Origin of the sequence: Leptolyngbya sp. NIES-2104 (genome assembly GCF_001485215.1) — a bacterium.
GTDB lineage: Bacteria > Cyanobacteriota > Cyanobacteriia > Leptolyngbyales > Leptolyngbyaceae > Leptolyngbya.
On the sequence record NZ_BBWW01000001.1, the window covers coordinates 2865296 to 2885461 of the forward strand.

Here is a 20166-nt window from a genome sequence, read left to right on the forward strand (position 1 = left end):
CCAGGAGGCAAAAAGGATGACGATCGCAATTCCGACAAAAAACTATACATCGCAAGAGTACCTTGATTTAGAGATTCAGGCAGAAAGCCGCAATGAATACCGTAATGGAGAAATCGTTCCGATGCCCGGTGGAACTCCTGCTCACAATGAAATCAACAGCATTTTCAATTCTCTGCTGCGGGTCAGTTTGAGAGGGCAACCCTACAGTATTTTCATTGCGGATCAACGACTTTGGATTCCCGATCGCAATATTTATACTTATCCAGATTCGATGATTGTACGGCGACCCGTGGAGTTACAAGCGGGGCGAAAGGATACGATTACAAATCCGGTTCTGATTGCAGAAGTGTTGTCAGATTCGACTGAAGCATACGACCGTGGTGAGAAATTCGCGGCATATCGCACGATCGCAACCTTTCAGGAGTATCTATTGATCAATCAGTCGCAACGGCATCTAGAACATTACGTGAAACAGAGTGCGAATCAATGGTTATTTACCGAGTACAACGGCAATGAGGCGCGGGTTTCGCTGGCAACAGTTCCGGTTGAGTTCGCACTGGCAGATCTTTATGAGAATCTTGAGGGATAGGATTAGTCAAATTATGCGATCGTCTTTTAGAGAGGAATAGTGCGATCGAGACTTTATCACCAATTCATGTAGTACTTACAACGCTTCAGGTAAGAATAATGCTCTTCTTAATTCTGACCGATTACCTTCTTGGAGTAGCGCTATCAATACTAATTATTTTCACGCATTTTTGTTTTCAGTCGATTTATGTCACTGGTTACTTTCATCATATTGACTACGTTAAAGGTCTCTTTGACTTCATAAAGGAAAAGATTTTTTTTCTTAATTTCTTTGAGTATTTCTTCCTTCTGTGCTTTGCTGCTTTGCCTTTGATATTAGAAATAAGCATCGCTTCTTCTTATATATTTCTAATCGATACATATCTGAAAAAACTATCAATTCTAGACATTCTTGTAATGAGTTCTATTCCAGCTTTACTGCTGTTATTGCGGCAATTACCAACTATGCCTGAAAAATTGTTTCACATTCAAGGTTCGATTTTAGTAGATGAAAATATTGAAGTGACACCAGTAGCGACCTGCGTTCTAGCTGTTGGGCTGATCACTGGCTTTCTAACAGCTAAGTATTTCTAGAAAACATTGCTGAAAACTCCGTTTACCGGGATGATTGAGAAGATTTTTAGCTGAAAACAACGATGCGGGAACTGATTGCAGATGTGCTGGTTGTGGGAGGCGGAACCGGAGGAACAGCCGCAGCAATCCAAGCAGCACGCCGGGGAGCCAAAACGATTTTGGTCAGCGAATTCGCCTGGTTAGGCGGAATGCTCACCAGTGCAGGTGTCACCGCTCCCGATGGCAACGAACTCGCAGCCTTTCAAACCGGAATCTGGGGCGCATTTTTACGAGAATTAGAACAGCGTCAGCCCGATGGATTAGACCACGCTTGGGTAAGTTTTTTCACGTATGAAGCGCGAATCGGAGCCGAAATCTTTGCTGATTGGGTGAAAGAATTGCCTAATTTAGGGTGGATTCAAGGCGAAACTCCGGAGAAAGTTTTGAGAGAAAACGATCGCATTCTTTCAGTCGAATTCCAATCCGTCAAAGTCACGGCAAAAATCACGATCGATGCCACCGAACTCGGCGATCTACTCGAACTCGGAGAAATTCCGTATCGCTGGGGCTGGGAACTACAATCCGAATTCAATGAACCCAGTGCCCCGATCGAACATAACAAACTTACCCAAACCTACCCCATTCAAGCGCCCACTTGGGTTGTCGTGATACGCGATTTTGGTAACACGATCGCACTCCGCATTCCCGAACCGCCAAACTACGATCGCTCAAAATTCGAGCAAGCCTGGACAAGATACGGAGCCGAAACCTTCTTAAACTACGGACGCTTACCCGGAAATCGCTTCATGATCAATTGGCCCATTTCCGGCAACGACTACGGCGATGGCGTAGAACGACTGCTAAACCGAGAAACCCGCGTCCAATTCCACCAAGAAGCCAAAAATCATTCTCTCGGCTTTGCCCACTTCATCCAATCCCAACTTGGAACCCGCTACGGACTCGCAGAAGACACCTTCCCCACAGGTGCACTCGCAATCCATCCCTACCATCGAGAAAGCCGCCGCCTGATCGGAATCACCACCATCCGCGAACAAGATTTATTACCAAAAGGACGAGTCGCCCCGTTACCGTTTCGAGTCGAAGCGATCGGGTGCGAATACGCCGAAAATTTCTGTCAATCGATCGCGATCGGCAATTACGCAAACGATCATCATTATCCAAGCGGCGATATTCCCCTCAAACCGAAGTCAATTCGCTGGGGTGGACGCTGGACAGGCACACCGTTCACGATTCCTTATTCCTGTCTCGTGCCAAGCGCGATCGACAATTTCCTAGTTTGTGAAAAAAATATCTCCGTCACGCACATGGCAAACGGCGCAACCCGCTTACAGCCTGTCGTTCTTGGAATCGGACAAGCCGCAGGAATGGCAGCCGCTCTGTGCATCGAGCAAAACTGTCAGCCGCGAGAATTAGATGTGAGATCGCTCCAACTCGCCCTCGTCACTGATCCAGTCGCCCCCGCCGCAATTTTCCCTCTGTACAATTTGTCACCTTCACACCCCGAATGGCAGGACTGGCAACGCTACTATATTGATCATCCAGAGAGTTACCCAAACAGCGGTGAAAGTCCTGCCAAATCTTGGATTCAGCCACCTAGTAAAACGGCTCAACCGTTTAGCGGGATTTTTGAGCGCAAAGCAGTACAAGAGTATACCTTGAGATCGATCGACAATTCAGAGAAGCTTTGGTCGATCGTCACCGTAGAAGCCGCGATCGATGCTCAACTTCAGAAAATCCAATCCGGGCAACTACTGAACGGGCTAGGTAAATATAATCAATCTGGAAATTGGATTCTGGTAGAAGCTCTGAGCACAGAATAAGACACTAACCCTTGATATTTGTCAAGTAGGTGTGACTACCGAATTTGAGTTTTGCCATCGATTTTGTCCTGATGTGATCACCTCTAGCGCGTAAAGGGGTATATCACACTGAGGACGTACTCTTATGCGCGCTCAAACTCTGGTTGCACTCTTTAGCTGGCTCATCGGAGCAGTGGCTATCGGTTCCTACGCCACTGAGCGTTTCTCCCCCGCCGCTCAGTTAAACGCTTCTGATTCACAACCGCAAATTCTCGCCCATCGGGGAAGCGGACGCATCGAAACCCAATTTGATTTCATTCAAGCTCCCATGTAACTTTTGTTCTAAGCACGAGCTTCTCAAACGGGGTCACTGCTCTAGAAAGTTGACCTGCGTTCCTCGATTTTGCCCCCAATCCTCGAATCGCTTCCCATCCCCCGAACAAAGGCTTAAAATTCGACTTGTTGCATCTCGGCAAAAGTTGGGCATGTTCAAAACAGCTAATTTTATCGATTGAATAAAGATAAAAGTGGCGACGGCTTCCTAACGATGAAGTTTTACCCTACAGACAGCGAATCTTACATTCGCTTGTCAATTCTCACTGTAGACTAAACTTCGCTGCCGTTTTGACGGTCTTCGTGTTCTTTGTTTCAGCGGTGGCGCTTCCTGATATGACCAACGACCTCGATCTGATCAAATTGCTCAGTCCAAGCGCGATGGATCAGATTATGCTGTATCTCGCTTTTAGCGCGATGCGGACTGGAGGACATCGGCATGGTGCGTTTTTAGATGCTGCCGCGACAGCCGCCAAGTGCGCCATTTACATGACGTATCTGGAGCAAGATGGAAACCTCCGCATGACGGGACATCTGCATCACATCGAACCGAAACGAGTCAAAGCGATCGTTGAAGAAGTCCGGCAAGCACTCACCGAAGGCAAGTTACTTAAAATGTTAGGTTCACAAGAGCCTCGGTACTTGATTCAGTTGCCTTACGTCTGGATGGAACACTATCCCTGGCAGCCTGGACGCTCAAGAGTTCCGGGAAGCAGTCTGACTTCTGATGAAAAGCGCCAGATCGAACAAAAACTTCCGCCCAATCTACCCGACGCGCAGCTCATCAACGCCTTTGAGTTCTTGGAGTTGATCGAATTTCTCCATGCGCGATCGCAAGAAGACCTCCCCGAAGATCAAAGAATGCCACTCAGTGAAGCCTTAGCGGAACACATTAAGCGCCGTCTGATCTACTCAGGAACCGTCACCCGCGTTGAATCGCCGTGGGGAATGCCCTTTTATGCGCTCACTCGCGCCTCGTACTCTCCAGACGACCAAGAAGAACGCGCCTACGTGATGATCGAGGATACAGCGCGATTTTTCCGCTTGATGCAAGACTGGGCGCAGCGACAAGGGCAAGTGATGCGAATTTTGGAAGAACTGGATATTCCGAGCGATCGAATTGAAAGCGCGATCGCCGAACTCGATGAAATTCTCCGCAACTGGGCAGACCGCTATCACAAAGAAGGCGGAAAGCCGTTTGTTGTACAAATGGTCTTTGGTTCCGCCGAGTTGTAACGCCTTGACATTACGCAATTTAAACTTTTGCAACTGTCTGAAAGAGTGTAACAACCCCGCAGAGTAAACTAGGCAATGATTCTGAGAATCGACGGTTTATATCGTGGTTTCTTCAGGACTGACAGATGATGCCAAGTCATAAGCACTAATCTGGAGCCTTCCATAATATGTCGCATACGGTCAAAATCTACGACACCTGCATTGGGTGTACGCAATGTGTTCGGGCTTGCCCAACAGACGTTCTAGAGATGGTTCCCTGGGATGGCTGTCGAGCAGGTCAAATCGCATCTTCACCTCGTACTGAGGACTGTGTTGGTTGTAAGCGGTGTGAAACCGCTTGTCCGACTGACTTCCTCAGCATTCGGGTTTACCTGGGTGCTGAAACAACGCGCAGTATGGGTCTGGCTTATTAAGCAAAACTTCATACAGCAATCATTTTTCATTTATGTGGGTTCAAAGTAGGGGGGCAATTCGCCCTCTTTTTTTGTCTAAATCCAGTTCGAGAAATCTTGAGCAAATTGGGCGAGAGACAGTAAGTGAATACGATCGCTCTTTTCCCCCTCAAGCCGCTCTAATTCGGTGTTGTACCCCCAATCTGCTAGAAATAATTCTACATTCGCCAACGTTTCCTGTTTCTCAATCGTCTGCAACGTCTTCAAGCGATCTTCGACAAACCAAATCGAAGCCGTTTCGCCAAAAGTTTCCTTCAGTTCAGCCAAAACTTGCGGCTTCGGGCGTTTCGATTCTTTGCCGTAAACCTGTTCGTCTTTCAATTCGATTCCTTGTTTTTGTAGCAGTTGTTTAATGAATCGCCCTTCTTTGGTGCTGATGATAAAGAAATCGGTTGAACTGGTCAGAATCGATCGCAGTCGATCGAGCACCCCTGGATAAAATTCGTGTTCCACCAGCCAGCTTTCTAAATCCGTTGCGATTTGCTGATCTCGAATCGTATCGACGATCGCACTAATTTCCAGCGGCTTTAGATGATCTTCTGAAACGATTTGAGTCGCGATCGCAGTCCAATTCTGAAAAATTCTTTTTTCCTCGATTCCCGTAACGATCGCCCGAATTAAAACGGGCATCTCCCAGCCTGTTTCCACAACTGGACGCAATCGATAAAACGCAGGCGCAAATTTCTCATCAGGAGTTGCTTCAGCCTGCCAAATTTGCGCGTAAGCCTTCCAAGCCGTTTGGAAGTACTCTTTCAATCCATCACAAACCACACCATCAAAATCAAGCGCCAGAACGCGAGGAGTCACAGACATTTTCGTTGAGGATAGCAACTTCCTCAAAGTAGCGTATTATTCGTCTGCGATCGCTAACGGTTGCTTCGTACTGGTCGCAATCACATTCATCGCATCCGGGCTGACAATTCCACCAGAAATAATCACCTTGAACGCATCCTCGATCGGCATCGATAAGTTAATCACATCGGATTCAGGCACAACCGCATACCAGCCTGTGGTCGGGTTTGGAGTCGTCGGAATGAAGACGCTCAGCATATCGTGATTGAAATGTGATTGGACTTCAGCCCCGATCGCACCTGTCACAAAGCCAAGCGACCAAACGCCTTGACGTGGATATTCGACTAAAACCACGCGACGAAACTTCCCGCTCGAATCGCGCAGAACGGTTTCTAGAAGTTGCTTCAGCGTTTTGTAGATCGCGCCCGCTAATGGGATTGCCTGCAAAACTTGTTCGCCCACATCCAACAGCCAGCGACCCGCGATATTTCGCGCCATCAGTCCGATAAATAGGATGCTGAGTAGCGGAACTGCCAAACCAACGAGGAAATTGAGCAGATTCACCAACAGCGGATTCAAGCCGTCGAAAGGGTTCAACTGCTTTGGAACACGGGTGAGAAAATTGATCACCCAATTCGCGATCGTGTAAGTCAGCCAGATTGTTGTCGCCAAGGGGATAACGACGAGCAACCCAGCGATCAGATCATTCTTGAGATCTTGTTTGAGACGATGGATCACAGACACTCTACTCTCCTTCATCTGATGCCATCCATGCAGTTTGTAGAATCAAAATGGAGCGACTCTACAGTCTACATTTCTAGTTTTAAAGCTTGTAAAGAAATGTTGCAAGTTTAACCGGATTTCTAAGCTGTTAATCTCCTTAAATTTAACCATTGATCCCCGATCGACTATATCCGCACGTGATTGGTATATTATTTTACATTTCGCAAGGATTCAACTTGCTTCGGTGCTTCGATAGGTAGATTTTTGAGTTCCCAAACCTTGAGCAGAATCAGATATTCGTAAAATGCCTGCAACAGACACCAGGTAAAACCGGGATAACCGTCGAAAATGCCGCCCAATAGGAAATACATATAAACGAATCGAATCAATGGGCGGAACGGTAAGCGGAGTGAGAAATCTTTTAGAGCGCGTCGCCGATCGACTTCTGATCGCCCGAAAAGTAGCGCGTTCCAGTTCACTGATCCGCTTTCGAGTTGGCGTAAAGTCTCGATCGCTTCATTCGTCGAATATCGATTGTGCTTATCAATCCAGCGATTAAATCCTTTCCCCGATGTGTAGTGCGGATACGTTTCTTCCAAAAATCCGGTCGTTCCTTCTACGACTTCGCGTTCTGTGTGCCCGTAATCGGTAAACCAAACTTTCTCACGCTGGAAAAGTCGTAATTGATAGCGCGGATATTGAGTACTGCGGCGAATCCATTTGCCCATAAACATGACACGCTCAGCCACATAGTATCCAGCGTGTTCGGCTTTCTGAATCGTATCGAGACATTCTTGAAATAACTCTGGAGTCATCCGCTCATCGGCTTCGAGAATGTACACCCAATCGTATTTCGCGGGAACCGATCGCAGCATCCAGGTTCGTTGTTTTCCGTGGCTCTCGAATTTGTGCTGAACGGTTCTAACTGGGTAAGACTCCGCGATCGATATTGTGCGATCGTCACTCAATGAATCCACCACAATCACATCATCCGACAACAACGCCGATTCAATACACGCCGCGATTTCGACTTCTTCGTTGTGAGTCAGGATGAAAATAGAAAACATAAAACAAAAAGTGGGCAAAAGGGATCAGTTTCTAGTTCTCCCCTTTTGCCCACTTCATCTTTCAGATGTTTGGCTAATTTACCGCATTACGGGTTTCCGCTTGCCGCCCAAAACTCCCATTTCTTTCAAACCGACCCAACCGACAATGAAATAAGCCAGCGACAAGAGCAAGCTATTGATACCAACTTGTACGCCATTTTTCCAGAAGCGGCTTCTTGCATCATTTTCAGCAGTCTGACGGCGTTCGCGCAATCCGGTCAGTTGCTGATTACGGAATTCTTTAGCGCGATCGGCAACTGAATTCGGGTTCGCTTTGAGCGCTTGCAGTTCCTTTTGAGCGCGTCTTGCTTGTTCAAGTTGGTCGCCTTTTAATTGACCACTTGCGATCGCGGCATCGATTTGCTTTAACTGGTCGTCAAGCTGTTTTGCTTGGTTCGGGTCACGGAGCGCTGCTGTGATCTGCTGCTGGCGCTGCTGCACTTGAACATCGAGTTGGGATTCAGCGTCCTTAGCTTCGCGATCGATGCGTTCCAATTCTTGATCCGAGACTTGGCGCGTGTTGTTGAGATGTAGCGGAAACGCCGCTAGAAACAGCAAACCAAGCAGCAGCGATAGCAGTAGTGCCCAGAAGCGGAAGGTTCCAAACGGCTTACCGCGATCGCCCGAAGCAAGCGAACCATGTTCGAGAAACGAACCCGTAAATATAAAGCCAAGACCGACTAAAGGAACAATACCGCGATCGACTAACTGCGCGATCACGGCAACAAACCAAGTCTTGTCAGAAAAATTGGGTGGAAACAAAATCGACAAATAGTTCACCAGCGCTGACACAATCAAAATTATGCCAATTAGACGGAGAACAAAGGGGGCTGTAGGAAGAGAATTCGTTGCTTTCATCGGACGTTTAAAGTTCTAACGGTGGTCTACGGCATCGCAAATGGCTCAAATCTATTCGGGCAATTGAAGCATTCGCGCAAATTTTCTAGTGTTCAACGTAAAGTAGCTTTAGAAACTCAGTCATTTTACATGGCTTATTACACGATTCAAGCGCAGGAACACCGAAGAAAATTCAAGTGATTCAAAGAATGAATGGAATTTGGATTTGAAACTGTACGCCGCAAGTAGAGGGTAACATTGCAGCGCTTAGAAATCACAAGGTTTTTTTACTTGAAACATCAGGGGCTTTGGCTTTATGTTGTCGATCAATTGATTTAGTTCCCGCCTCCCCAATGATTCAAGTTTCTGTGATTGCTTCCAAGCTAAATATCTATACACTCCAAAGTGTGGCGGTCAGTAAAGATAGCGTGATTGTACCGACGCTCGATGGACAATTGCTGAGAGTTACACTCGATGGAAAAAGCACGTCGATCGTCAATTTAGTCCAGGCTGAATTAGGCGTGCCGTTCGGAATTGTCGAACAAGAACAAGATTTAATCGTGACCGTTTCCGGCTATTTGCCACAGCATTATTTATTAAGAGTGAAATCGGATGGCAAAGTTGAAACGATCGCTGATTTAACCCAACGCAGCGGATTCTACGGAGCGCCCTTTGGTGTCACTCTTGACCAAAATAGCTATCTTGTCACGATTTCAACCGATGTCGTCGAATCGAGCAGCGAACTGATTCGAGTCAGTCGAGATGGAAAAATTAGCCCGATCGCGAATTTAACAAAGTTCGGCAATCCATTCGGTCTAGTCGTTCAAAATCAATCGATCGTGGTTGCTCAATCCTACGGACAACTGGTACGAGTCGAAAAAGGAGAGGCAACCGCGATCGTAGATCTCAAAGCGCAAGGATTCGGAATTCCGTTCGATGTCACGATTTGGCGCGATCGCTTAACTGCCACGACGAATTCTGGGCTAGTTGTGCAGGTGGACGAAAACGGTAAGGTGAATACGATCGCCGATTTAGCCAAAGCCAAATATCAGATTCCGTCTGGTATTGCGACATTCGGCAAGGATTTGGTCGTGACGACGAATGGCGGCTTTCTCTTAAGAATTTCTGCATAGCTGCTTCTGTTACAAATCACAGCAAAGTGGCAAGACTAGGGTTACAAATTCCCCTGTTCCCCATGCTGCGAAGGAGCGACGATCGATGGAATATTCCATTCCAGAACTAGAACCAATCAGCCGCCAATTTATGACGCTCGATCGACCGAAGAAAACGAAAATGCTGGTGGTCGATGACGAACCGGATAATCTCGATCTGCTGTACCGGACATTCCGCCGCGATTTTCATGTTCTGAAAGCAGAAAGCGGAGTTCATGCCCTGCAACTCCTCGCGGAAGAAGGCGAAGTTGCGGTGATTATCTCCGATCAGCGAATGCCTGAAATGAAGGGTACAGAATTCCTCAGCCGCACTGTACCTCAGTTTCCCGATACGATGCGGATCATTCTTACAGGCTTTACCGATGTCGAAGATTTAGTCGAAGCGATTAACTCTGGACAAGTTTACAAGTACATCACGAAGCCCTGGGACCCGAACGAACTTAAAACAGTCGTACAACGGGCAGCCGAAACTTACGAATTATTGAAACAGCGGACAGAAGAATTACGCCGATCGCAATCTCAAACCGCTTTGTTATCCACGATCGTTTCTGTCGCCCAAAATGCCAGCAGCATCGAAAGCACATTAGATCCGATCGCGGTTGCCTTCGGTCAGAGCTTTTCTGCGGACTGCTGTATGATTCAACTGATTGAAAACGGTGCATTGACCCAATTTGGCAGTCACGGAACGAGCGGCGATTTAGATTTAACAAAATCTGAACGTGCTAAGGAAGCGATCGCGACTCAAAAAATGCAGGTTGTCCCCGAAACTGAGGGCGCACAGTTGATCGTTCCGGTGACGCTCCGGGGTGAAGTTCTCGCAGTTCTTTCTCTCCAGTGGAAACACACTCAAAGCCTGAGAGAAGATGAACTTTTATTGCTTCATCTCTCGGCTCAGCAAGTCGCGCTGGCGTTGACTTGCACTCGTTCGATCGCTGCTTAATTTCAAATGATGAGTGACTTCTCTAAAATTGCCCGTCCCAAGTGAACCTTCTGAAACTTAGAATTTTAAGAAGAACAGTTTTAGAGAAGCGCTCATCATAAATGAATTCTGATCATATTCAAGCGTTATTCGATCGGATTGCCCCGGTCTACGATGAACTCAACAACGGTCTGAGCTTCGGACAGCACCGCATTTGGAAGCAAATGACCGTCAAGTGGAGCGCTGCAAAACCGGGGGATACTGCCCTCGATCTATGTTGTGGCAGTGGCGATCTTGCCCAAATGCTGGCGGAAAAAGTCGGCAAAACCGGAGCCGTTTACGGTGTTGATTTTTCTGCGGCTCAATTGGAAGTGGCACGCGATCGATCTGAACGTCGCTGCATTAAACCTTCAATTCAGTGGATCAAGTCCGATGTTCTAAATCTCCCCTTTGCTGACAATCATTTCGATTGCGCCACAATGGGCTACGGTCTAAGGAACGTCGTCGATATTCTTGGCAGCTTAAAAGAAATTCATCGAGTTCTCAAACCACGAGCAAAGGCGGCAATTTTGGATATGCACCGCCCAGATAGCGCATGGATTCGCTCTTTTCAGCAGTGGTATCTTGATGAAGTTGTCGTTCCGGCGGCTCAGAGACTCGGCTTCACTGAGGAATATGCCTATATTGCGCCGAGTCTAGACAAATTCCCGACTGGGACAGAGCAAGTTCGGCTTGCCGACCAAGCAGGTTTCTCTTCTGCCACCCATTACCCGATCGCGGGCGGTACGATGGGAGTATTGGTCGTTACAAAATAGCGCGATCGCTTTTTCACCCTTCATTTTTTTGAACCCCTGTGGATCTTTCGACGCTCTGGCTTTTTGTTGGTCCTCCTGTAGTTGGCGGAGTCATTGGCTACTTCACCAACGATATTGCGATTAAGATGCTGTTCCGCCCGTATCGAGCGCTTTATGTTGGCAGGCGGCGGCTTCCGTTTACGCCGGGTTTGATTCCTCGAAATCAGGAACGGTTAGCAAAGCGGATCTCTGACACGATTATGGGATCGTTGCTGACTCCTGACGAGTTGCAAAATTTGGCGCGGCGATTGTTGCAAACTGAGCGGGTTCAGTCAGCGATTCTTTGGTTATTACAATTAGCGATCGATCAAGTTCAAGCCGATACAGAGCAAAAGAGCGCCAAAATTCTCGGCAATATTCTAAAAGATTTGTTTGGGCAATCCTTACCGCGACTGCTCAAGATTTTAGCGCGTCAAGAAGAATTTCTCGAAGACCAGCTAAATCACATTTTTGATCAAGTCATTCTAGAATTTCAGCTTACTGAAGAGCAGGCAGAAAAATTGTCAGAATGGCTAATCCAAACGGTCATTCCGCCTGATACTTTGCGTCAAACATTGGTGGATTTTTTGACCGATCGTAATATTCAAGTAATCGATGAAGGCTTCCGAGAAAAAACAAGCGGAACTTATTGGGTCGTAGCGAATTTATTCGGGGTTCGGAATACCTTAACTCGATTAAGAACGTTCTGCTTAGATGAAAAAGAAGCCAGTAATTCTGTGTTATCAGAATTACTGTTTTCACTCGGTGTTAAACAGCGATTTAAAGAGTGGCTGCAAAATGTTTCACTGCAAAATCTTCCTGTTTCTACAGTAAGACAACTCCGCAAAACAATGCGTGATAGTGTTCGACATTATCTTCAAGATCGAGGCTCAGAAGTTTTGCAAGGATTGAGTGCTTCGGTCGATTGGGAGAATGTCTCTTCTGTAGTGCTGAATCGCTTACAAACTTCTCAAGCCGTTACTTCTTCTTTAGAACTTGTTAGCGAAGAATTAGCACTCATTTTAGAGCGCTACTTAGAGAAAGACTTAGAAAATATTGTGGCTCAGGCGATTCCAATCCTAAACATTGATCAGGTGATTATCGATCGAGTAAAAGCTACTTCTCCAGCCGATCTAGAAGGTGCAATTAACGGAATTGTTCGGAGTGAACTACAAGCGATCGTCAATCTCGGCGGAATTTTAGGCTTTCTAATCGGTGCACTTCAATCTGCTTCTCTCCTAATCCGTTGAATCCTCTTCAGTGTCCTGCTCCTCGTTCTTCATCAGCTTATCAATATCGAGCTTCCGAAGAGATTGCTGCTGATTTTTACGGGATTCTCTCCGATATCTCTTGATGTCCAATCGTGGCTCATATTGTGTTCCTTTGAGTTTCAAAACTTCATCGGGATTAGATTGTTGATTTAGTTGGGTTTCGTATGCGATCGCATCTTCCAAAAAGTCTAAATAATGCTCGTATCGCTCCCAATCTCCCCGCACAATACAACCAGGTTCGTCTCGATGTAAACAATTGCTAAACTGACAGCTTCCTTCTGCTAATTTTCGCCGCGCTTCTGGAAAATACTGCACCAATTCGCTCGGTAGACAATACAAATCTGGCTGATTAAATCCTGGCGTATCGGCTAACAATCCACCTGTTGGAAGCTCAAATAATTCAACGTGTCGAGTGGTATGTCTGCCTTTTTCTAATTTTCCAGAAACAGTATTGACTCGCAAATCAGTGTTAGGAATCAATTGATTAATCAAACTGGATTTTCCAACACCGGAAGGACCAGAAGCAACCGTAATTTTCTGGTCTAAATACTGTTGTAGTTGAAGGAGTCCTATCTGTTGACGCACACTGATAAAAATCGGATGGTAGCCCCATTCACCTAACCGATCCTTCCAATCTTGTTGCTCATCAATCGAAACTAAATCACTCTTACTTAACGCTAAACAAACAGATACCCCGGTCGATTCAGCCTTGACTAAAAATCGACTTAATTGATAAGGCTCGATCGCTGGAGATGCCAAAGCAAACACGAGCAGAATTTGATCCACATTCGCGATCGGGGGACGGTCTAACTCTGATCGTCTCGAAAACACCTGTGAGATCGCGCCTCGATCGCCATTCCAATCCGGCTCCTCGATTAAAACGCGATCGCCCACCATCACCCGCTGTCCAATTTTCTTCAGCCGAGTCCGTCGAGTACAAAGCAGCATCGATTTTGGCAAAGACTCCTCTTGAAGCTTTACCTGATAAAAATTTGCTTGTACTGCCAGAACCGTACCTGTGATTTGCCGTGGCTGGTCTTCTTCCAAAATCTTGTCAGAACTCATGGAAAGGTTAACGGCGAATTTTGACCGCAAAAAAGCTCGATCGATCTTCGATACTCTCGATCTTATAACCTTCCATCGTTAAGCTGTCGGGCACTTGCTCGATCGGCTCTCCCGGATCAAGCCAGACTTCGAGCAGCGATCCGGGAGCCATTTGCTCTAACCGTAATTTGGTGCGGACGAAATTAATCGGGCAAGGTGTCCCGCGCAAATCCATCTGCACGTCTGAAGTATCTGTCTGACTCATCCGCCGAAAATCTTCCCAATAAAACCTTCTACGCCACCTTTTCCGACTCGATCGCCTCGAATCTTCGCCAATTTCTCCAACAATTCCCGCTCTTCCTGACTAATTCGCGTCGGAATGTCAACCGATACTGTAATCAAATGATCACCACGACTTACCGGATTTCCAAGCTTCGGAACCCCCTTGTTTTCCAGGGTTAGAACTGTTCCAGGTTGTGTCCCGACTGGAATGGTGAGTTCCTCTTCCCCATCCACTGTTTTGACCTCAATTCGAGATCCCAAAATTGCTTGAAGATAACTAATCTTCACTTCGGAGAGCACATTAATTCCGTCACGCTGAAAGTCGGGATCGTCATTAATGAAGAGATAAACATACAAATCGCCCGCAGGACCACTTCGCTGTCCAGCATCTCCCTCACCGGACACTCTCAACCGAGTTCCATTATCAACCCCTGCCGGAATCGTGATCTTCAGCTTCTTCGTTTCCTGCCGCTGTCCATTGCCACCGCAGACTTCGCACTTCTCTTCGATCATCTGTCCCGTCCCATTACAGGTCGGACAAACTGAAACCTGAGTGAAACTGCCGAACGGAGTGCGAGTTGCGCGACGAACTTGACCTGAACCTGTACAAGTGGTACAAGTCCGTGGACGAGTTCCTGGTTTTGCTCCGCTACCCGTACAGTTCGTACAAGTTTCTAAGTGGCTGATACGAATTTCTTTCTCGCCACCAAATACCGCTTCCCGAAAATCGAGCTTTAGATCTAATCGCAGGTCATCGCCTCGAACTGGACCGCCGCGCCGCCGAGTTTGTCCTGCCGCTGTGCCACCAAACCCACTAAAGAAGCTCTCAAAGATATCCGCAATCCCGCCCATATCTCCGAAGTCTTGATAGCCGCCTGCACCAGCAGCAGAACCGACTCCAGCTTCACCAAAGCGATCGTATCTCGCCCGCACTTCCGGGTCAGAGATCACTTCATAAGCGCGGTTAATTTCTTTAAATCGCTCTTCTGCACCCGGCTCTTTGTTGACATCAGGGTGATATTTTCGGGCAAGGCGACGAAAGGCTTGCTTGACTTCTTCCTTGTCTGCATCACGCGAAACGCCAAGAATTTCGTAGTAATCACGAGCCATAGGGTAGAGATTCAGGGGTAAGGGGGGCTGAACTAAAAGGAGGCGTAGGGTAACGATCTAGACTCCCTATATTACTACCCTACACGCTCAACTAATCGACTGCCTCATAATCCGCAGTCATGGTGGCATCTGCCTCAAAGGTGAAAGCACTCATATCCACCGAAACGGTATCATCTTCAAAATTCATACCAGAATCGGTGTTCGGTTCAAAGTCGGAATTCCCGAACGGTTGAGCATTTTGATAAACGGCTGACCCAACGGTATACAACAGTTGCTGCAATCCATCGAGATACGATTTCACTTCATCGATACTAACCTTTGGATTAGCGATCGCGCTTCTCAGTCCGGCAATTTTTTCATTCGCCTGCGCCTTCAACGAGTCGCTAATCGCTTCCCCATTTTCTTTCAGCGTTGTTTCATAGCTATGGAATAAACCATCCGCTTGATTCTTAAGCTGTACTAACTGCATCCGACGGGTATCTTCTTCAGCAAACATTTCCGATTCTTGCCGCATCCGCTCAATTTCACTGCTGCTCAAACCCCCCGTATTCGAGATTTCAACGCTTTGAGCGCGTCCTGTTCCTTTATCACGAGCAGAAACTTTCAGAATTCCGTTCGCATCGATTTCAAATGCCACTTCGATTTGAGGAACGCCTCTCGGTGCGGCTGGAATTCCCGTAAGCTGGAATTTACCCAGGCTCTTATTGTCGCGCGCCATTGCCCGCTCACCTTGTAGGACGTGGATTTCTACCGAGGTTTGTCCATCGGTTGCGGTCGAAAAAACTTGAGTTTTGCTGCTGGGGATCGTGGTATTACGATCGATAATTCGCGTAAACACTTCCCCTAATGTTTCAATTCCCAATGAAAGCGGTGTCACATCCAGCAGCAAAAGATCTTTCACTTCGCCGCCCAAGACTCCAGCCTGAATCGCTGCTCCTAGCGCGACCGCTTCATCGGGATTGACAGAGCGATCGGGTGTCTTGCCATTAAAGAACTTCTTCAGTGCATCTTGAACGGCTGGAATTCGAGTTGAACCGCCGACTAAAAGAATGCGATCGATCTCTTCGATCGTCAAATTCGCGTCTTTTAACGCCTGTTCCATTGGCTCGATCGTCGCTTGAATCAATCGGCTCGATAACTCTTCAAACTTGGTACGAGTTAGCTCGATTTCTAAATGCTTGGGTCCCGTTTCATCTGCGGTAATAAACGGCAAATTGATCGATGTGCTAAGGGTTCCAGAAAGCTCGATTTTCGCCTTCTCAGCCGCTTCTCTCAATCGTTGAAGCGCCATTTTATCTTGAGTTAGATCAATGCCTTCCTGCTGGCGGAAAATGTCATTGAGCCAATCAACGATACAGGCATCAAAATCATCACCACCTAAATGGTTGTTACCCGATGTCGCTTTTACTTCAAATACGCCATCACCCAACTGAAGAATCGAGACATCGAACGTTCCGCCCCCAAGGTCAAACACCAAAACACACTGGTCTTGGTCTTGCTTGTCCATTCCGTAAGCAAGGGCTGCCGCAGTCGGCTCATTAATGATTCTTAGAACTTCCAGACCTGCGATCGTTCCTGCATCCTTGGTCGCTTGCCGCTGAGCATCACTGAAATAAGCAGGAACCGTAATCACCGCTTGTGTGACACTTTCACCCAAATAATTTTCCGCATCCTGCTTTAACTTTTGCAGGATCATCGCGCTCACTTCTTGTGGCGTGTAATTCCGACCGCGAATCTGTACATCAACCGTATCGTCTTTCCCTTTGACGCAATTGTAAGGAACCCGTGATCGCTCGATCTGCGTATCTTCCCATCGCCGTCCAATAAAGCGCTTAATACTAAAAACCGTGTTTTCAGCGTTGGTAACAGCCTGACGTTTTGCTAACTGACCGACTAAGCGATCGCCCGTCTTCCCGAAGCCCACCATGCTCGGTGTGGTTCTTCCGCCTTCCGAATTGGTGATAACGACGGGCTGACCGCCCTCTAACACTGCGACACAACTATTCGTTGTGCCTAAGTCGATGCCGATGACTTTTCCCATAACTAGCGCTGCCGAAAGTACGCGAGGTGAACGCAGAACATAAAGTTCTCAGTTAGTTCTCCGTACAGTACGGATAAACTCGAACTAACTTTACGGATGATTCCCTGTTTCAGAGTTTTCTTATCGTTGCGTTCACAAACAAGCAGTCTCGGTACTTCCACGGAAATCAGCAATTATCCTTTGCCAGAACCGTCTTCTGGGGGTGCTGCAACCTTTACCATCGCGTGACGCAGTACTTTGTCATCGAGCATGTAACCGCGCATCAATTCTTCTACAACGGTTCCTTCTGGATGTTCGCTGGTTGGTTCGCGCATCACCGCTTCGTGCAGATTCGGATCAAATTCAGTCCCTGCCGCCCGCATCGGTGCGACCCCGACTTTCTTTAGGCGATCGACCATATCCTTGTAAACGCCCTGATAGCTCTTATGGATATTCGATTCGCTCTCGGTTTGCGGTTTGATCTGCGATCGCGCTCGTTCAAAGTTGTCCACCACCGGAAGCAACTCTTTCACGGTGTTGCATTTAATCTGCGTTTCTAATTCTTCTCGCTCTCTTTGAGTCCGGCGACGGAAGTTCTCAAAGTCTGCGGCGATTCTCATGTACTGATTATTCAGTTCTTCCGCCTGCTTTTTCAGTCCTTCGATTTCTCGCTCTTTGGCGGCGTAGTTCGATCGTAATTCCAGAAACGCCGCTTCATAATCCGTCGTGTCTTCTTCTGCTGGAGTTTCTGTCACGACTTCTGTTTCCACTGCCTCACTCGTCGCAGATGGAGAAGTCTCAGAAGATTCACTGACGGTTGTTTGCACTTCTTCAGGCTGCTGCTGATTTTGTTCGTCGATCATTGTGCGCTAATTTCCCTGTATAGAACGCTGGCTTAAGCAAGCCTCTTCCATCCTAGCGAATGGGCGATCGGATGCCGCACCGCTTAACCGATAAGCATCATATCGCACTGATTCCGGTTTGACCGCCTGAGTTCATCTTTAAGCGTTCTTCAAAAAACATTTTGGGAATCATCAATAAGGTGATCTTCGTTCATCCGTTATGACAAATTCTTCTTCTCAACGGCGTGCGCTTGTCGTTCAAAACAATTTTTCGCCGTTCGGTAATAAATTAATCCAGTCTGGCTATGTCAATAACGAGCAGATGCAGCAAGCTCTGATCGAATGCCGCAAGTCAGGAAAGCCGCTTACCGCAGTGCTGGAATCGATGACGGGTCAGCAATTATCCCCGGATCTGATTCGCCAATACAAGAGACAGCAACTGTTTGAGTTGAAGATTCTCTACGGAGTTGAATCACTAGATCCTGAGCTAAACGAAGTTTCTTCAACTCACATTGGACAACTCATTGGCGAACTAATCCCGATCGAGCTTTGTCGCCGTTACAACTTGATTCCACTCTCGCAAACCGAAGGCAATCCGCCCTCGCTCCTTGTGGCAATGGTTGACCCGGACAACCTTGCGGCACAAGACGAACTGAATCGGATTCTACGTCCGAAAGGTTTGGGGCTTCAGCGATTGGTCATTACGATCGATGATTACCAACGCCTGATGTCGAGCTACATGGATGCGCGTCTAGAGCAGGAAAAACAACTCGAAGCACAGTCCAGAGTCGATGTCCGCTCCGACCTTGAAGGGTTAGAAGGACTGGCAGAACTGCGAGACGACGACAGCGAAATGGATCTCGATGCGTCGGCAGATGCAGAGGCGGCTCCAATTATTGCGCTAGTCAATAAAATTCTGATCAAAGCGCTTCAGATGGCGGTTTCTGACATTCACGTTGAGCCGCAGGAAGAATCTCTTCGTGTTCGATTCCGTAAAGACGGTGTACTCCGCGAAGCATTTGAGCCATTTCCGAAAAAGATCATTCCTGCGGTTGTCGCTCGTTTCAAGATTATTGCTCAACTCGATATCGCTGAACGTCGCCAACCCCAAGACGGTCGCATCCGCCGAATTTACGACAGTCGCAAAGTCGATTTCCGGGTCAATACCCTACCGAGCCGCTACGGTGAGAAAGTCGTGCTCCGAATTCTTGACAACTCAACGACTCAACTCGGTTTAGACAAGCTGATTACTGATGAAACTTCGCTGAAAACCGTTCAAGAAATGGTGAAGCGTCCCTTCGGACTCATCCTCGTTACGGGTCCAACGGGATCAGGTAAAACGACGACACTATATTCAGCACTGGCGGAACGGAACGATCCGGGAGTCAATATCAGTACGGCAGAAGACCCGATCGAGTATTCACTCCCCGGCATTACTCAAGTCCAGGTGATTCGCGAAAAAGGCATGGACTTCGCCGCAATTCTGAGAGCCTTTCTCCGTCAAGATCCGGATGTGATTCTGGTAGGTGAGACACGAGATAAGGAAACGGCGAAAACTGCGATCGAAGCCGCGCTAACGGGTCACTTGGTTCTCACAACCCTGCACACGAATGATGCCGCAGGAGCGATCGCCCGACTCGATGAAATGGGCGTTGAACCCTTCATGGTGTCTGGTGCCTTACTCGGTGTCGTTGCTCAGCGCTTGGTGCGGAAAGTCTGCGACGAATGCCGAATCCCCTACAAACCAACCCCCGCCGAACTCGCTCGATTCGGGTTAACCAGTACTAACGATTCCCAATTGACTTTGTACAAAGCGAATACGCTGACCGGGCAAGAAATTCAAGATGCCCGCGCCCGCAACCAACTCTGCCAGAAATGTAATGGCGTTGGCTACAAAGGACGACTCGGTGTGTACGAAGTGATGCGGGTGACGGAAGCGCTGCAAACGCTGATCACCGAAGGCGCACCGACCGAGCGGATCAAAGAAGTCGCCGTTGAAGAAGGAATGCAAACGCTCCTTGCCTACAGCTTAGATCTCGTGCGTCATGGACTTTGCACCCTCGAAGAGATCGAGCGTGTAACCTTCACTGACACTGGCTTAGAAGCGGAACTGAAAGCAAAACGCAAGAGTTCGCTCACTTGCCGAACTTGTGGGGCAGAAATGAGCCAAGACTGGCTGGACTGCCATTACTGCACTACACCTCGCTTCCAAGATTAATTCTTAAATCTCTCAG

At 47.6% G+C, this 20166-nt stretch carries 20 protein-coding genes; 11 read left to right on the top strand and 9 right to left on the bottom strand.

The window, feature by feature from the left end; translation table 11 throughout:
* Positions 1 to 16: 16 nt before the first annotated feature.
* From NIES2104_RS13350 to psaC, 6 genes are all read left to right on the top strand, one after another.
* Entirely contained in the window at positions 17 to 589 is a 573-nt protein-coding gene (locus NIES2104_RS13350) for a Uma2 family endonuclease (protein ID WP_058998668.1), read from the top strand.
* Between the two features lie 98 nt (positions 590 to 687).
* Positions 688 to 1161 (top strand): hypothetical protein, encoded by a 474-nt coding sequence (locus tag NIES2104_RS13355; RefSeq protein WP_058998669.1) that lies wholly within the window; start codon positions 688 to 690, stop codon positions 1159 to 1161.
* Between the two features lie 62 nt (positions 1162 to 1223).
* Entirely contained in the window at positions 1224 to 2981 is a 1758-nt protein-coding gene (locus tag NIES2104_RS13360; RefSeq protein ID WP_058998670.1) for an FAD-dependent oxidoreductase, read from the top strand.
* 124 nt (positions 2982 to 3105) lie between these two features.
* Positions 3106 to 3294: a hypothetical protein gene (locus tag NIES2104_RS13365; protein WP_058998671.1), complete on the top strand. Its 189-nt coding sequence runs from the start codon at positions 3106 to 3108 to the stop codon at positions 3292 to 3294.
* A gap of 335 nt (positions 3295 to 3629) precedes the next feature.
* Positions 3630 to 4529 carry a heterocyst differentiation master regulator HetR gene (gene hetR / locus NIES2104_RS13370; RefSeq protein WP_059001708.1) on the top strand — a complete coding sequence of 300 codons (900 nt, stop codon included), beginning with the start codon at positions 3630 to 3632 and terminating at the stop codon, positions 4527 to 4529.
* Between the two features lie 167 nt (positions 4530 to 4696).
* A complete protein-coding gene (psaC, locus tag NIES2104_RS30830) occupies positions 4697 to 4942 on the top strand; it encodes a photosystem I iron-sulfur center protein PsaC (RefSeq protein ID WP_009458117.1) in 246 nt (81 codons plus the stop codon).
* A gap of 75 nt (positions 4943 to 5017) precedes the next feature.
* On the opposite strand, the gene NIES2104_RS13375 is transcribed toward psaC, so the two are convergent.
* The 4 genes from NIES2104_RS13375 to NIES2104_RS13390 all read right to left on the bottom strand — a co-directional run bounded on the left by NIES2104_RS13375 (position 5018) and on the right by NIES2104_RS13390 (position 8460).
* Positions 5018 to 5794, bottom strand: a complete 777-nt coding sequence (locus NIES2104_RS13375; RefSeq protein ID WP_058998672.1) for an HAD family hydrolase — start codon at positions 5792 to 5794, stop codon at positions 5018 to 5020.
* 36 nt (positions 5795 to 5830) lie between these two features.
* Positions 5831 to 6532: a DUF502 domain-containing protein gene (locus NIES2104_RS13380; RefSeq protein ID WP_058998673.1), complete on the bottom strand. Its 702-nt coding sequence runs from the start codon at positions 6530 to 6532 to the stop codon at positions 5831 to 5833.
* Positions 6533 to 6705: 173 nt separating this feature from the next.
* On the bottom strand, positions 6706 to 7563 hold the full coding sequence (locus NIES2104_RS13385) for a glycosyltransferase family 2 protein (protein ID WP_058998674.1): 858 nt from the start codon (positions 7561 to 7563) through the stop codon (positions 6706 to 6708).
* 78 nt (positions 7564 to 7641) lie between these two features.
* Positions 7642 to 8460: an HpsJ family protein gene (locus NIES2104_RS13390; protein WP_058998675.1), complete on the bottom strand. Its 819-nt coding sequence runs from the start codon at positions 8458 to 8460 to the stop codon at positions 7642 to 7644.
* Between the two features lie 332 nt (positions 8461 to 8792).
* Here NIES2104_RS13390 and NIES2104_RS13395 point away from each other — a divergent pair, with 332 nt between their 5' ends.
* The 4 genes from NIES2104_RS13395 to NIES2104_RS13410 all read left to right on the top strand — a co-directional run bounded on the left by NIES2104_RS13395 (position 8793) and on the right by NIES2104_RS13410 (position 12613).
* Positions 8793 to 9572 (top strand): hypothetical protein, encoded by a 780-nt coding sequence (locus NIES2104_RS13395; RefSeq protein ID WP_058998676.1) that lies wholly within the window; start codon positions 8793 to 8795, stop codon positions 9570 to 9572.
* 85 nt (positions 9573 to 9657) lie between these two features.
* On the top strand, positions 9658 to 10551 hold the full coding sequence (locus NIES2104_RS13400; protein WP_058998677.1) for a response regulator: 894 nt from the start codon (positions 9658 to 9660) through the stop codon (positions 10549 to 10551).
* A 101-nt stretch (positions 10552 to 10652) separates the two neighbouring features.
* Positions 10653 to 11345, top strand: coding sequence for a bifunctional demethylmenaquinone methyltransferase/2-methoxy-6-polyprenyl-1,4-benzoquinol methylase UbiE (ubiE, locus tag NIES2104_RS13405; RefSeq protein WP_058998678.1), 693 nt, complete (start codon positions 10653 to 10655; stop codon positions 11343 to 11345).
* Between the two features lie 38 nt (positions 11346 to 11383).
* Positions 11384 to 12613 carry a DUF445 domain-containing protein gene (locus tag NIES2104_RS13410; RefSeq protein ID WP_058998679.1) on the top strand — a complete coding sequence of 410 codons (1230 nt, stop codon included), beginning with the start codon at positions 11384 to 11386 and terminating at the stop codon, positions 12611 to 12613.
* On the opposite strand, the gene rsgA is transcribed toward NIES2104_RS13410, so the two are convergent.
* The 5 genes from rsgA to grpE form a co-directional block, all read right to left on the bottom strand.
* Entirely contained in the window at positions 12602 to 13699 is a 1098-nt protein-coding gene (gene rsgA, locus NIES2104_RS13415) for a small ribosomal subunit biogenesis GTPase RsgA (RefSeq protein WP_058998680.1), read from the bottom strand. The two genes, NIES2104_RS13410 and rsgA, sit on opposite strands and share 12 nt — an antisense overlap.
* 7 nt (positions 13700 to 13706) lie before the next feature.
* Positions 13707 to 13943: a sulfurtransferase TusA family protein gene (locus NIES2104_RS13420; RefSeq protein ID WP_058998681.1), complete on the bottom strand. Its 237-nt coding sequence runs from the start codon at positions 13941 to 13943 to the stop codon at positions 13707 to 13709.
* A complete protein-coding gene (gene dnaJ / locus NIES2104_RS13425) occupies positions 13940 to 15070 on the bottom strand; it encodes a molecular chaperone DnaJ (protein WP_058998682.1) in 1131 nt (376 codons plus the stop codon). Before dnaJ ends, NIES2104_RS13420 begins: the two co-directional genes overlap by 4 nt.
* Before the next feature lie 91 nt (positions 15071 to 15161).
* A complete protein-coding gene (dnaK, locus tag NIES2104_RS13430; protein WP_058998683.1) occupies positions 15162 to 17111 on the bottom strand; it encodes a molecular chaperone DnaK in 1950 nt (649 codons plus the stop codon).
* A 173-nt stretch (positions 17112 to 17284) separates the two neighbouring features.
* Positions 17285 to 17953 (bottom strand): nucleotide exchange factor GrpE, encoded by a 669-nt coding sequence (gene grpE, locus NIES2104_RS13435; protein WP_058998684.1) that lies wholly within the window; start codon positions 17951 to 17953, stop codon positions 17285 to 17287.
* Positions 17954 to 18152: 199 nt separating this feature from the next.
* Between grpE and NIES2104_RS13440 the strand changes: the two genes are divergently transcribed.
* Complete coding sequence (locus NIES2104_RS13440; protein WP_058998685.1) at positions 18153 to 20150, top strand: GspE/PulE family protein; 1998 nt, start codon at positions 18153 to 18155, stop codon at positions 20148 to 20150.
* The last annotated feature ends 16 nt before the right edge of the window (positions 20151 to 20166 follow it).